Here is a 13,536-nt window from a genome sequence, read left to right as displayed (position 1 = left end):
GGTAACTGCGCCGTTTCGTAACAGGGAACGACGAAAACCGACGATATCGCCGCGTGATATCCAATCCGGTGGATATCCGGTGTGTCTCGCGGTCCCGCATTTGAGCGTCGGTCGCGTGGTGTAACGTTCCGGAGTGATTGTGCCGATCAGCGGTTCACCGCGCGTGTCGCGATGCGAATCTCCGACGTCAGCGTCCGGTGAACCGGGCACTTATCGGCGATCTCCATAAGTTTCCGGTGCTGCTCCGGATCGAGCGCCCCTTCCATCGCGATCTCGCGCTCGATCTGATCGAGCATGCCGGTCTTGGTTTCGCACTCCGCGCAATCCTCGGCATGGACTTTGCGATGTCGCAGCGTCACCGTTACGCGATCAAGCGGCAGCGCCTTCCGCTCGGCATACATTCGCATGGTCATGGAGGTGCAGGCGCCGAGCGCTGCAAGCAGGAAATCGTAAGGTCCTGGTCCGGTATCGTCACCGCCGGCGGAGATCGGCTCGTCGGCGGTCAACCGGTGCGGGCCGACGGTCACGGTCTGCTGGAATTTGCTGCGGCGGGTTTCCTGAACGACGACGTCGCGTGAGCCGGTGTCCTCCGTGGGGCCGATCGGCGCCGGTTCTAGGTAGCGTTGCGCCCAGGAGGCGATCACCTCGGCGACGTAATCGGTGTCGCGCTTCTGGCTCAACAGATGATCGGCTCCCGAGAGCGATATGAAGCTTTTCGGATGTTTTGCAGCAATGAAAATGCGGGTGGCGTTGTCGATCCCCACGGTGTCGTCGGTCGGCGAATGCAGGATCAGCAGCGCCTTCCGCAGCTCCGCGACCTGTCCCATCAGGTTGTGCTCGGCGATATCGTCGAGAAATTCCCGTTTGATATGGAATGGGCGGCCGGCGAGGGAGACCTCAACCGTGCCCTGCGCGCGGATGTCCGCGATGCGATCGGCGAACAGGTGCGTGACATGCGCCGGATCGGACGGCGCTGCGATCGTCGCCACCGCTTTTGCCTCGGGAATTTGCGCGGCGGCTGCGAGAATGGCGGCGCCGCCGAGGCTATGGCCGATCAGAAGCGATGGTGCCTTGCGGGTTTGGCGCAGATGATTCGCCGCCAGAACGAGATCCGCGATATTGGAGGAAAACGTGCTGTTGGCGAATTCGCCTTCGCTTGCACCGAGGCCAGTGAAGTCGAATCGCAGAACCGCTATTCCACGCGCCGTCAGTCCCGCGGCGATGCGTCTTGCCGCCAGCACGTCCTTGCCGCAGGTGAAGCAGTGCGCGAACAGCGCGTAGGCCACCGGCTCGCTGTCGGGAAGATCCAGCGTGGCTGCAAGCTCAGAACCATCCGACCCGGAAAACTGGAAACGTTCGTTCGGCATGTCTGGCGTCCCTGGTTCATGCGGGTCGCGTCGCGGCGCACGATACCGCGCTGCCGGTAGATTAACCCGTTCCAAGCAGCAGCGGGAGCTGGCGCGGGCCGCGCACGCTGCCCTCGGACCATGTTATCTCGCCGGATGGATCGAGCCGAAAATCCGGAATGCGCTTCAGCCATTCCTCGATCGCGACGAGCATCTCCATGCGTGCAAGGTGGGCGCCGACGCAGCGGTGAATGCCGACGCCGAAAGCGACGTGGCGGTTTTCCTTGCGGTCGATGATGACCTTGTCGGCGTCGGGGAATACCGCCGGGTCGCGATTGGCGGCCGGGAAGGACAGCAGCACGGTGTTGCCAGGTTTCATCGGGCAGCCGCTCACAGTGGTTTCCTTCATGACCTCGCGCCCCGACGTGGCCGGCGAAAAGGCGCGCAGAAATTCCTCGATCGCCGTCGGAAGAAGCTCCGGCTCCGCGACGAGACGCGCGCGGTCCGCCGGCGTCTGCGCGAGATGCCAGAGCGAGGAGCCGATCGCGCTCCATGTGGTGTCGAGGCCTGCCACCAGCAGCAATCGCAGCGCCCCTTGCACATGCAGGTCTGTCAGCGGCTGTCCGTCCTCGCCCCGCGCATTCATCAATGTCGAGATCAGGTCGTCGGTCGGGTGCTTCTTTCGCGATTCGATCTGCTCGGCAAAATACGCGACCATTTCGTGAATCGCCTTCATCACCATGTTGTCATCGTGAACCCCGAGTTCGAGCATCTCGTGAATCCACCTGATGAAGAGGTCGCCGTCTTTTTCCGGGACGCCGAGCATGTGGGTAATCGCACGGATCGGAATACGTTTCGTGTAGCGGGCCGCGGCGTCGCAACTCTTGTCGTTAATGAAACCGTCGATCAGATCGTTGCAGATCGCGCGCACGCGCGGCTCCAGCTGCCTCACCGCGTCGGGCAAAAATGGCGACAGCAGAATCTGCTTGGCGTGCTTGTGCGCGGGCGGGTCCGATGTGATAGGCGGTGCAGGCGGCGGCGGTTCTGGGCGGACGTTGCGCACCACAACGCGGCGCGAGGAGAAATGCTCGGTGTCGTAGCAAATTTCCTTCACCGCCTCATAGGTGGTCGGCAGATAGACGCCGAGAAAGCGGTCAGTGTGAGCGACGGGACATTCTGCGCGCAGTTCGTCCCAGATCGGGTATGGATTTTCCGTCCAGCGCGGGTCGGTATGGTCAAAATCGCGAACCCAGTCGGTGACGGGGGCAGGGCTGGACATCGAACTCCTCCGGGATCGCTGCCGCCCGATCAAAGCCAGGGCGGCGGGCGCAAAAAAACTAATAAAATCCGGTTTTATTCTTCCTTGATCGCAATCGCGAATTCCGGGCAATTGGCCTGCGCGAGCCATGCCTTGTCCTCAAGCCCGGCCGGGACGGTGCCGTCGCCGATCTCGTGGGCGTTACCCAGTGCGTCGAGTTCGAACAGTTCGGGCGCCAGCGATTTGCATCGTGCGTGCCCTTGGCATTTGTCCGGATCGACATGAATCCTGAGGGTGCCAGACATGCAGGGTCGTCCTTTGAAATGACTTGCAAGATAGCTGCTCCGTCGGTGCAGCGCCACTGCCGGCTGGGCCGATGCATCCATTTATGTGAAAAGCCATCCGGCGGCACCGTCAGACATGTCCGGTGGGTGCCGCGCGAGCGGCGAGCCGGTTATGTCCGGGGGCGGCCGCTGATCTTTTGTGCATCGTTGGCCGCGGTTTCTTGCGTCGCAGCAAGAAAATTGCGACTGATAGGGTCGGACTTTCAGGAGCAGTGCGATGTCTCGTCAGATGATGCCGTTACCCCGTGCGGGTCAGCCGGAGTCTGACGCCGCTGCGCTCGATGCGCGGCTGCGCGACGATATCCGGCTGCTCGGGCGCATTCTTGGCGATACCGTGCGCGATCAGGAAGGGGCCGCCGTGTTCGATCTGGTCGAGCGCATCCGGCAGACCTCGATCCGCTTTCACCGCGACGAGGACAAGCCGGCGCGGCGTGAACTGGAAGCCATCCTCGACGGCATGTCGACGGACGAGACCGTGCTTGTCGTCCGTGCCTTCAGCTATTTCTCGCACCTCGCCAACATTGCCGAGGATCAGAACAACATCCGCCAGATGCGCAGCCAGAGCCTCGAGGGCGGGGCACGGCACGAGGGCGTGCTGGCGCACACGCTCGCCTGCGCGCGCGAGGCCGGGTTCAGCGGCGCCGAATTGCAGGCCTTCTTCGACAGTGCGCTGGTCAGCCCGGTGCTGACCGCCCACCCGACCGAGGTCCGCCGCAAGAGCACCATCGACCGCGAAATGGAGGTTGCGTTCCTGCTCGACCGGCGCGAGCGGATGCAACTCACCCCTGACGAGTACGAGGTCAGCGAGGAACAGTTGCGCCGCGCGGTGCTGACGCTGTGGCAGACCAACCTTTTGCGACGGACCAAGCTCACGGTGCTCGACGAGGTCGCCAACGGGCTGTCGTTCTACGACTATGCCTTCCTGCGCGAGGTGCCGCGGCTGCACTGCGTGCTGGAAGACCGCTTGCAGGATGCCTCCGCCGACGGTGCCTCGAACGAGATGGCGTCGTTCCTGCGGATCGGAAGCTGGATCGGCGGCGACCGCGACGGCAATCCGTTCGTGACGGCCGACGTCATGCGCGGCACCCTGCGGATGCAGGCCTCGCGGGTATTGCGCTATTATCTCGATGAGTTGCACGAACTCGGCCGCGAACTGTCGCTGGCCGCCGATCTCACGGATGTCTCGCCGGAACTGCGCGGGCTGGCCGAACGATCGGCCGATACCTCGCCGCATCGCCGCGGCGAGCCCTACCGCCTCGCGGTGTCCGGCATTTACGCGCGGCTTTCAGCCACGGCGCTGAAGCTGAAGGCGGACACGCTGCGCCCGCCTTACGGCAAGGCCCCGCCCTATGCGAGCGCCGCCGAATTCAGCGCGGATCTCGATGTTCTCCACCGCTCGCTGACCCAGAATAACTCGGAGGTGATCGCGCGCGGGCGGCTGCGCCATCTGCGCCGCGCTGCCGACTGTTTCGGCTTCCATCTCGCCTGCCTCGACTTGCGGCAGAACTCCACCGTTCACGAGCGCACCATCGCCGAACTGCTCGATGCCGCCGTGCCGGGCACGTCCTATCTGGCCCTGAGCGAGGAGGCGCGGATCGTCGTGCTGCTGCGAGAACTGCGCAGCGCGCGGCCGTTGACGTCGCCGTTCATCACATACAGCGACGAGACGCTAGGCGAACTCGCGGTGTTCCATGCCGCGGCGGAGGCGCACGAGATGTTCGGCCCCGGCGCGATCCCTCAATGCATCATCTCGATGAGCGAGGGCGTATCCGACCTGCTCGAGGTCGCGTTGCTGCTGAAGGAAGCCGACCTCGTCGACCCCACGGGTCACAGCGCCATCAACATCGTGCCGTTGTTCGAGACCATCGAGGACTTACAGGCCTGCGCCGGCATCATGGACCGGCTGCTGTCGCTCCCGGAATACCGGGCGCTGGTGGACAGCCGCGGCGGCCTGCAGGAGGTGATGCTCGGCTATTCCGACAGCAACAAGGACGGCGGCTTCGTCACGTCCGGATGGGAGCTTTACAAGGCCGAGATCGGCCTCGTCGAGGTGTTCGAGCGCCACCAAGTGCGGCTGCGGCTGTTTCACGGCCGCGGCGGATCGGTCGGACGCGGCGGCGGACCGAGCTACGACGCCATTCTCGCGCAACCCGGCGGCGCCGTGAACGGCCAGATCAGGATCACCGAACAGGGCGAAATCATCTCCAGCAAATACTCCAACGCCGAGGTCGGCCGCAACAATCTGGAAATCCTCGCTGCCGCGACGCTGGAGGCGAGTCTGTTGCAGCCGCGACAGAGCGCACCGAGCCTTGACTATCTCGACGCCATGGAGTCGCTGTCGTCGCGCGCCTTCGCGGCCTACCGCAACCTCGTCTACGAGACGCCGGGCTTCGAGGACTATTTCTGGGCCTCTACCGTCATCAACGAGATCTCGACATTGAATATCGGCAGCCGGCCGGCATCGCGCAAGAAGACGCGCCGGATCGAGGATCTCCGGGCGATCCCGTGGGTGTTCAGTTGGGCGCAATGCCGCGTGATGCTGCCGGGGTGGTACGGATTCGGCAGCGCGGTGGAATCCTGGATAGCGGATCATCCCGACAAGGGCATGGCGTTCCTGCAGGAGCTGTATGGCGAGTGGCCGTTCTTCCGCATGTTGCTCTCCAACATGGATATGGTGCTGGCGAAAAGCTCGATCGCGATCGCGTCGCGCTATGCCGATCTGGTGCCCGACGTGACGCTTCGCGAGACCATCTTCGGGCGTATCCGGAGCGAGTGGCACCTCACCATCGACACGCTGCTCGCGATCATGGGGCAGGAGCGGCTGCTCGCCGGCAATCCGCTGCTTGAGCGTTCGATCCGCAACCGTTTCCCCTATCTCGATCCGCTCAATCACGTGCAGGTCGAATTATTGAAAGACCACCGTGCACAGGGTGGCGACGAGCAGGTGCTGCGCGGTATCCAGCTCACCATCAACGGAATTTCCGCGGGCCTGCGCAACAGCGGCTGATCTATCCGATTTGCGAGGTTTGCCATGTCCGATCACCCGACCCTGGCCACGCTCGCCGCCGATCTTGCGGCGGGGCGTACCACCGCGCGCAAGCTCGTCGACGACTGCCTTGCGAAAATCGCCGACAAAGCCGGCGAGGGCGCGCGGGTGTTCATCCAGGTCGATGCGGACGGCGCCGTCGCCGCCGCCGAGGCCATGGACGGACTGCGCAAGGTCAATGCCGCGCCGTCGCCGTTCGCCGGCATTCCGGTTTCGATCAAGGACCTGTTCGATATCAAGGGACAGGTGTCGCGCGCCGGCTCGCGCGCGCTCGACGATGCGCCGCCGGCAGCGAACGACGCGCCGGTCGTGGCGCGTCTGCGCCGCGCCGGCTTCGTGGTGATCGGGCGCACCAATATGACCGAATTCGCCTATTCGGGACTTGGCATCAATCCGCACTACGGCACGCCGAAAAATCGCTGGCAGCGCGACGTCGGTCATGTGCCCGGCGGATCGTCGTCGGGCGCGGCGGTGTCGATCACCGACGGCATGGCGCATGGCGCGCTTGGCACCGACACCGGCGGCTCCTGCCGGATTCCGGCGGCCTATTGCGGCATCGTCGGCTACAAGCCGACCGCGCGCCGTATTCCGCTCGACGGCGGCGTGCCGCTATCGGTCACGCTGGACAGCTACGGGCCGATTGCCCGCTCGGTCGGCTGCTGCGCGGCGATGGACGCGGTGCTGGCGGACGAACCGATTGCGCCGGTCGTGCCGCGCCCGGTGAAGGGGCTGCGGCTCGCGATGCCGACCACGGTGATGCTGGACGACCTGAGCAGCGCGGTGGCGCGGGCCTTTGAGCACGCGCTGGACCGATTGGCCAACGCCGGCGCCGTGATCGAACGCATCGCCGTTCCCGAATTCGCCGAGGTCGCGGCGCGGAACGTCGGGGGCGGGTTCTCGGCGGCGGAAAGCTGGGCCTGGCACCGCGCGCTGATTGCAAAAAAGGCGGAGCTCTACGATCCGCGCGTCATCAGCCGCATTCGGCACGGCGAGAGCCTCAGCGCCGCCGACTATGTCGATCTGCTCGCCGTCCGCCGCGCGATCATCGCGGGCTTTGAGCGCCGCGTCGCGCCGTACGATGCCCTGATCGCGCCGACGGTGGCGATCACGCCGCCGGTGATCGCTGACCTCGCCCACGATGCCGCCTACGCGAAAGCCAACATGCTGTCGCTGCGCAACTGTGCGCTGATCAACATCCTCGATGGTTGCGCGATCTCGCTGCCCTGTCATCGCGAGGGCGAAGCGCCGGTGGGCTTGATGCTGGCCGCGGCCGGCGGGTCGGATCGCCGGATTTTCGAACTCGCGGCGGGCGTCGAGCCGATCGTTCGCGCGTAAAGACCTCACTTCTGCGGCCGTCATGTCAGGGCAACAGCGCAAAGCGCGTTTTCGCGCAGATGTCTTTGCGGCTTCGCCACATTATTGAGGAAATCGTCGCTCAGGTTTTCGACCGCGCTTTTGGTTCACGTAATCCGGAACGATTGCGAGCGCCAGGGGTTTGTAAGGGTTTCGGGTCGGTGTGTATTTGCACAAAGGGGAGGTGCGATGAGGGGCGTGGGCCGGTACGGCATTCGGCGCATTCTTTGTGTCTTTCCCCGCTACACGTCGTCGTTCGGCACGTTTGAGCACGCCTATCCCCTGACCGCTGGCGTACAGGCCTTCATGCCGCCGCAGGGACTTCTGCTGATCGCCGCCTATCTGCCCGCCGAGTGGAAGGTCCGTTTCATCGACGAGAACATTCGCTTCGCCACGAACGAGGATTTCGAATGGGCAGAGGCCGTGTTCGTCAGCGGCATGCACATCCAGCGCCAGCAGATGAACGATATCTGCCGCCGCGCCCACGCCTTCGATCTGTCGGTCGCGCTCGGCGGTCCGTCGGTCAGCGCCTGCCCCGACTATTATCCGTCGTTCGACTATCTTCACGTCGGCGAACTCGGTGATGCCACCGACGACCTGATCGGACGCTTGGCGCGCGACCCGTCGCGGCCGGATGGTCAGATTGTCCTCAAAACCGCCGATCGGCTGGACATGACCAGATTCCCGATTCCGGCTTATGAACTGGCCGACATCAAGCATTACTTCCTGGGCAGCATCCAGTATTCCAGCGGCTGCCCGTATCAGTGCGAGTTCTGCGACATTCCCGGCCTCTATGGGCGCAACCCGCGACTCAAGACGCCTGAGCAGATCACGCGCGAACTCGACAAGCTGCTGGAATGCGGGATTACCGGCTCGGTCTATTTCGTTGACGACAATTTCATCGGCAACCGCAAGGCGGCGCTGGACCTTTTGCCGCACCTGATCGAATGGCAGAAGAAGACCGGTTTCGTGCTGCGGTTCTCCTGCGAGGCGACGCTGAATATCGCCAAGCGTCCGGAGATACTGTCGCAAATGCGCGAGGCGTTCTTCGCCACCATCTTCTGCGGCATCGAGACACCGGACCCCGTGGCGCTGAAAGCGATGCACAAGGATCACAACATGGTGGTTCCCATCATGGATGCGATCAGGACGCTGAACGATTACGGCATGGAGGTGGTGTCCGGAATCATCCTCGGGCTCGACACCGACAAGTCCGAGACCGGACAGCATCTGCTCGAATTCATCGACCGATCGCAGATTCCGCTTCTGACCATCAATCTCCTGCAAGCGCTGCCGAAGACGCCGCTGTGGGATCGCCTGAAGCGGGAGAATCGGCTGATCGAGGACGAGGCGCGCGATTCCAACGTCGACTTCCGGCTGCCCTACGACCATGTCGTGGGGACCTGGCGCGAATGCATGGGCCGCGCGTATGAGCCTGAGAGACTTCTGGAGCGCTACGAGTACCAGATCCGCGAAACCTATCCGAAGCGGGTTCAGCCGCGCACGCCGCAGCAGAGGTCGTGGCGGAATATCAAGCTCGGCCTGACCATGCTGCGCAACATCTTCTGGAGGGTCGGTGTGCGCGGCGACTACAAGCGGGTATTCTGGAAATTCGCACTGCGCCGGCTGGCGCGTGGCGAGATTGAATATCTCATCGGCTCGATTCTGGTTGCCCATCACCTTATTTTGTTTGCGCGCTCGGCCTCTCGCGGCAAAACCAACGCTTCCTATTATTCGCTGAAGTTGCGAGAAGCTTCCGTTCCCGCCGAATAACCGATGGCTGCGGATACCGGGACGGGCAGGAGCGGCCGCCGGTCGAACCACTTCGGCTTGAGTGGCGCGGATCGTTGCCGCCCTTGCTTGTGGTCTCTCCGGGAAACCGCTACACCTTGCGCCGAAAATTTATGCGTGCTGTCGATGGCTAAAGCGAGCCGCCCGCCGGCTTCCGGGGCGCTCCAAAGCCTCCAGGAAAATAGCTAACGATGGCGTTCACGACAGGGACAGCGCATGCTTGAGCGAAACCGCGATGCCGACCAGGGCGCCCCGATCGACCGGTCGCTCAGCATCGCCTTCGGGCTTGAGCGGATCGGTCTGATTGCGGTGCGTGCGCCGATCCTGTCCTGCATCATTCTGCTCGCCATGGTCATCGGCGCGGTGTTCGGAATCCAGCGCATCAAGATCGACGATTCGCTCAGCCAGTTGTTCCGCTCCGACACCAAGGAGTATCATCAGTACGAGGAAGTGACCAAGCGCTTCCCGTCGAGCGAGTTCGACGTGCTGGTCGTGGTCGAGGGCAAGGCGCTGCTCGAACGCGACAACCTCGAAAAGCTGCGGGATATGGTCACCGACCTGCAACTGGTCGATGGCGTGCGCGGCCTGATCTCGTTGTTCTCGGCGCGTCAGGCGCCCGAACCCGGCAAGCTGCCGGCGGCGCTGTTTCCGTCCGAACTGCCGCAAGGCGCCGACTACGACAAATTCATCGAGACCGTGAAATCCAACGAGATCATTCGCGGCAAGCTGCTGTCCGACGACGGCACGCTGGCGCTGGTCGTGCTGTCGCTGCAGCCGTCGATCGTCGAAAGCAGCGGGTTGAGCACCACTGTCGGGCAGATCCGCAAGGTCATGAACGACGATCTCGCCTCCACCGGCCTCACCAAAGAGCTTTCCGGCGTGCCGGTGATGCAGCTGGAAATCCGCAACGCGGTGGAGCGCGACGGCATCATCTACAACGTCGCCGGCATTCTGGCCGGCTGTCTGATCGCGATCGTGTTCTTCCGCAAGGTCTCCTTCATGGTCGCCGCGGCGTTCCCGCCGCTGCTGGCGATCCTGCTGGCGTTGGGGGTGCTGGGCTGGGCCGGTTTCAGCCTCAACATGTTCCTCAACGTGATGACCCCGCTGATCATGGTCATCAGTTTTTCCGATTCGATGCAGTTGACGTTCGCGGCGCGCGACCGCCTGATCGCGGGCGAGGACAAGTATTCCGCGTTCCGCAACGCCGTTCTGGTGGTAGGCCCGGCCTGCGTGCTGACCCATGCGACCGCGGGAATCTCGTTCATCGCGCTGCAGTTCTCGAATTCGGACCTGATCCGCAGTTTTGGCGAGGCAGGCCTGCTGGCGACCGTCATCGCGCTGCTCGCGGTGCTGTTGCTGGTGCCGGTGTTCGGGGTTCTGCTGGTGCGCAACGAACAGCGTTTCGCGGAGAAATTCAAAACGTCGGATTGGGGCGTGCAGGTATTGCGCCGCTTCTGCGCCTGGATCGCGGTGCGGATGGTGGGGCATCCCGGCTTATTCAGCCTGCTTGCCCTGGTGGTGGTCGGCGGCCTCGCGGTGGTCTACGCCAACCTCGAGCCGCGTTACCGGCTCGCGGATCAGGTGCCGGACAAGCAGCAGGCGGTGGCGGCCAGCAGCCGCCTCGACGCAAAACTCACCGGCGCCAACCCGATCGATGTCCTGATCGAATTCCCCAAGGGCGAGACGCTGTATTCGCCGCAGACGCTTGCCACTATCGCCGAGGTCCACAAGCTGGTCGAGGAGCAGGCCGGCGTCGGCAACGTCTGGTCGCTCGAAACGCTGCGGCGGTGGCTCGCCGAGAAGGCCGGCAGCCACGATGTTGCGACGCTCAAGGAATATGTCAACGTCCTCCCCAAGCATCTGGTGCGGCGCTTTATTTCGGAGGACCAGACGGCGGTCGTGGTGTCAGGTCGCGTCCCCGACCGCGACTCGAGCCAGATTCTGCCGGTGGTGGAGAAGCTCGACCACGCCATGGACGCGGTCCGGAACGCGCACCCAGGTTATGAGATCGCCGTCACCGGCCTGTCGGCCATCGCCGCGCGCAACAGCGCCAGCATGATCGAGAAGCTCAACCACGGTCTCACGATCGAGTTTGCGCTGGTCGCGGTGTTCATGGGGCTGGCATTCCGCTCGGTCGTTGTGATGTTTGCCTGCATCCTGCCCGGGATTTTTCCGGTCGTGCTGTCCGGCACGGTGCTGTGGGCGCTCGGGGAGGGGTTGCAGTTCGCGAGCGTGGTCGCGCTCACGGTCTCGTTCGGCCTCGGGCTCAGTGCGACCATCCACTTCCTCAACCGCCTGCGATCCGAGAGCAAGCCTGGCGTCAGCGCCGGCGAGGCGGTCGAGCGCGCGACCGTGCTGATGGGGCCGGCGCTGATCCTGACCACCGTGGTGCTGGCGTGCGGTCTGGTGGTGACGGTGTTCTCGGATCTGCCGTCGCTGCGGCTGTTCGGCTGGCTCAGCGCCTTCGCCATGGTCGCCGCCCTGGCCGCGGACTTCCTGATTTTGCGCCCGACGGCGATGTGGCTGATCACCTTTGCGGAGCGGTTGCGCGGCGGCGGCCAGGCGAAAGCGCTGAAATAGGGATTGCGGCAGCGGTGGATGTCGCGGCACCGGCGCGGATAATCCGATTTACGTCCTCAGGCTCGGCACGAGGCCAGCACGATGATTTAAAGCGATTTTTATACGTCGTTGCGAGCGACGCGAAGCAATCCAGAGCCTTTCCGCTTCTGATAGAATCAGAAGCGGGGCTCTATGATTTTGATTTGACGCATTTTCTTCACGCGAACCGGTATCCGCTTCGCTTGAAAACGCTATAGTTCTTTCGAGCCTTCTGGATTGCTTCGCGTCGCCCGCAATGACGGCAACCTGCTTCCATCTAAATATGAATGGCTCTAGCCACGCACCATGGTGATGGAAACGTCCCTGATTTCGCCTTTCGAGGTGATCCAGACCGATTGCCTGTTGCCATGGGCGCGCAGCGTCAGGTTGGCGGCAAAGCCCGCAGCCTCCACGAACACTTCGATCTCGCCGCCGCCGGCGTGTCCGCGCACGGAGCCGAAGAGATTGCGGCTGGCCTCACTCCAGGTCCCGGTAATTTCGGCGCCGTGGCTGACCACATCGCTGGAGAGATCGAACTTGTAGCTGTCGCTGGCGCAACGCAGGTTCTGTTTCAGGGCTCGGCCTGTATGATCCACGTGGTAGGATGCCTTGCAACGAATATTCTCTCTCGATCCATCGGACAGCGCGACCGTGCCTCTGCCCGACCAGTTCCCCGCGAAGCCTGCAAACGGAGAAGACTGGGCGAAGCTCGCGGATGTGGATAACGCGAGGCCCGCGACAAGGCCGGCTGCAAGCGTCGACTTCCGAACCAGTCTGGAAGCAAACAGTTTCATATCCGGTTTTCCATAAAAATGATGCTCAGGTAACGACTCTCGTGCTGCATCAAGCTGTTAGTTGTTGCCGCGGCACGCGAGGTTCAATCCCGGTAGTATAATCAATGCCGCTCGTGTATCTGCATCGAAGTGCCCACGCGCTGCCGATATGAACCGATATGAATTGTCACAAAACTGAACGGACGCGCACTGACAGGATACGCCACGACGCATTTGCCCGGTAAACGTCCGTCGCGTCGCTCGCTTGTACTTTAGTCGATATATTTCAGTATGTTAGATATTAGTGATTGAAAATCTGTGGAACAGGCTGCGGTGATGTATCCGCCGTCGCAAATTTAGCCGCATTTCACAGTGCTTTTGGCATTGGCGGATATGCTCGTAGGAAAAGCCACGTCGATCGCGACCGGTGTGTACCGCAGCAGATGGAATGGGGCGTGCGATCTGTACGCTCTTGCGATCTCTTCCGGTATGGGTATCGATACGGAATCGCGGCGTTATCGTCCTCCGCCGTTTTGAAAGATCAGCCATATGCCCGGGCTTGTGCGGGTTCGAATTCTCTGCCGTGTAATTATAAGGAATATGATGTCTAAAATTTTTCTATCGGTCGCTCTGCTTTTGACATTCGGTTTGACCACAACGATGGCGCAGGCCCAGGGCCAATCGCACAGCGGGACTGACGCGGAACAGCGCGCCTGCGCGCGGGACGTCAGCCGTTTCTGCCGCCAGGTGATCGATCAGGGCGATTTCACCATTCTGGCGTGTCTGCAGCAGCACCGTCCGAAACTGACGAAGGCGTGCCACCAGGTCTTGCTGAGCCACGGCCAATAAGCACCGCGAGGACGGACGAACCGGTCCTGTTCGCTCGTCGCCGCGGCAGATCGGCACGGCTAAAAGGCGAAAGATAGCATTGGTTTAGCTTGCGGTTTCCCCTATATGGGGTGCGCGAGCAATCTCGCCTGCCGGTATTTCGGAACTGGCGGGAGGCCCAATTGCGATTCAGATCATT

Annotated in this window: 9 protein-coding genes; 5 read left to right on the top strand and 4 right to left on the bottom strand. The window is 62.9% G+C overall.

What is annotated here, in order from left to right; all coding sequences use genetic code 11:
• Window positions 1–146: 146 nt before the first annotated feature.
• The 3 genes from NHAM_RS13805 to NHAM_RS13795 form a co-directional block, all read right to left on the bottom strand.
• On the bottom strand, window positions 147–1,367 hold the full coding sequence (locus NHAM_RS13805) for a bifunctional alpha/beta hydrolase/OsmC family protein (protein ID WP_011511139.1): 1,221 nt from the start codon (window positions 1,365–1,367) through the stop codon (window positions 147–149).
• 61 nt (window positions 1,368–1,428) lie between these two features.
• A complete protein-coding gene (locus NHAM_RS13800) occupies window positions 1,429–2,625 on the bottom strand; it encodes a cytochrome P450 (RefSeq protein ID WP_011511138.1) in 1,197 nt (398 codons plus the stop codon).
• Window positions 2,626–2,699: 74 nt separating this feature from the next.
• On the bottom strand, window positions 2,700–2,909 hold the full coding sequence (locus tag NHAM_RS13795) for a ferredoxin (RefSeq protein ID WP_011511137.1): 210 nt from the start codon (window positions 2,907–2,909) through the stop codon (window positions 2,700–2,702).
• Window positions 2,910–3,177: 268 nt separating this feature from the next.
• Here NHAM_RS13795 and ppc point away from each other — a divergent pair, with 268 nt between their 5' ends.
• From ppc to NHAM_RS13775, 4 genes are all read left to right on the top strand, one after another.
• On the top strand, window positions 3,178–5,955 hold the full coding sequence (ppc, locus tag NHAM_RS13790) for a phosphoenolpyruvate carboxylase (protein WP_086008356.1): 2,778 nt from the start codon (window positions 3,178–3,180) through the stop codon (window positions 5,953–5,955).
• A 24-nt stretch (window positions 5,956–5,979) separates the two neighbouring features.
• Window positions 5,980–7,329, top strand: coding sequence for an amidase (locus NHAM_RS13785; RefSeq protein ID WP_011511135.1), 1,350 nt, complete (start codon window positions 5,980–5,982; stop codon window positions 7,327–7,329).
• Window positions 7,330–7,536: 207 nt separating this feature from the next.
• On the top strand, window positions 7,537–9,120 hold the full coding sequence (locus NHAM_RS13780) for a B12-binding domain-containing radical SAM protein (protein ID WP_011511134.1): 1,584 nt from the start codon (window positions 7,537–7,539) through the stop codon (window positions 9,118–9,120).
• A gap of 234 nt (window positions 9,121–9,354) precedes the next feature.
• Complete coding sequence (locus NHAM_RS13775) at window positions 9,355–11,718, top strand: efflux RND transporter permease subunit (RefSeq protein ID WP_011511133.1); 2,364 nt, start codon at window positions 9,355–9,357, stop codon at window positions 11,716–11,718.
• Window positions 11,719–12,029: 311 nt separating this feature from the next.
• Here the strand turns inward: NHAM_RS13775 and NHAM_RS13770 are convergent, their stop codons facing one another.
• Window positions 12,030–12,530, bottom strand: a complete 501-nt coding sequence (locus NHAM_RS13770; RefSeq protein WP_011511132.1) for a hypothetical protein — start codon at window positions 12,528–12,530, stop codon at window positions 12,030–12,032.
• A gap of 582 nt (window positions 12,531–13,112) precedes the next feature.
• Between NHAM_RS13770 and NHAM_RS13765 the strand changes: the two genes are divergently transcribed.
• A complete protein-coding gene (locus NHAM_RS13765) occupies window positions 13,113–13,358 on the top strand; it encodes a hypothetical protein (RefSeq protein ID WP_011511131.1) in 246 nt (81 codons plus the stop codon).
• Window positions 13,359–13,536: the final 178 nt, after the last annotated feature.

It is taken from the genome of Nitrobacter hamburgensis X14, assembly GCF_000013885.1.
GTDB lineage: Bacteria > Pseudomonadota > Alphaproteobacteria > Rhizobiales > Xanthobacteraceae > Nitrobacter > Nitrobacter hamburgensis.
Note: the sequence above shows the minus strand (reverse complement) of the source record. Positions and strands in the feature narration are given on the sequence as shown.

Bases quoted from the DNA above. Each gene is read 5' to 3' on its own strand.
- NHAM_RS13805 (WP_011511139.1), bottom strand. From the start codon at position 1,367: ATGCCGAACGAACGTTTCCAGTTTTCCGGGTCGGATGGTTCTGAGCTT.
- NHAM_RS13800 (WP_011511138.1), bottom strand. From the start codon at position 2,625: ATGTCCAGCCCTGCCCCCGTCACCGACTGGGTTCGCGATTTTGACCAT.
- NHAM_RS13795 (WP_011511137.1), bottom strand. From the start codon at position 2,909: ATGTCTGGCACCCTCAGGATTCATGTCGATCCGGACAAATGCCAAGGG.
- ppc (WP_086008356.1), top strand. From the start codon at position 3,178: ATGATGCCGTTACCCCGTGCGGGTCAGCCGGAGTCTGACGCCGCTGCG.
- NHAM_RS13785 (WP_011511135.1), top strand. From the start codon at position 5,980: ATGTCCGATCACCCGACCCTGGCCACGCTCGCCGCCGATCTTGCGGCG.
- NHAM_RS13780 (WP_011511134.1), top strand. From the start codon at position 7,537: ATGAGGGGCGTGGGCCGGTACGGCATTCGGCGCATTCTTTGTGTCTTT.
- NHAM_RS13775 (WP_011511133.1), top strand. From the start codon at position 9,355: ATGCTTGAGCGAAACCGCGATGCCGACCAGGGCGCCCCGATCGACCGG.
- NHAM_RS13770 (WP_011511132.1), bottom strand. From the start codon at position 12,530: ATGAAACTGTTTGCTTCCAGACTGGTTCGGAAGTCGACGCTTGCAGCC.
- NHAM_RS13765 (WP_011511131.1), top strand. From the start codon at position 13,113: ATGTCTAAAATTTTTCTATCGGTCGCTCTGCTTTTGACATTCGGTTTG.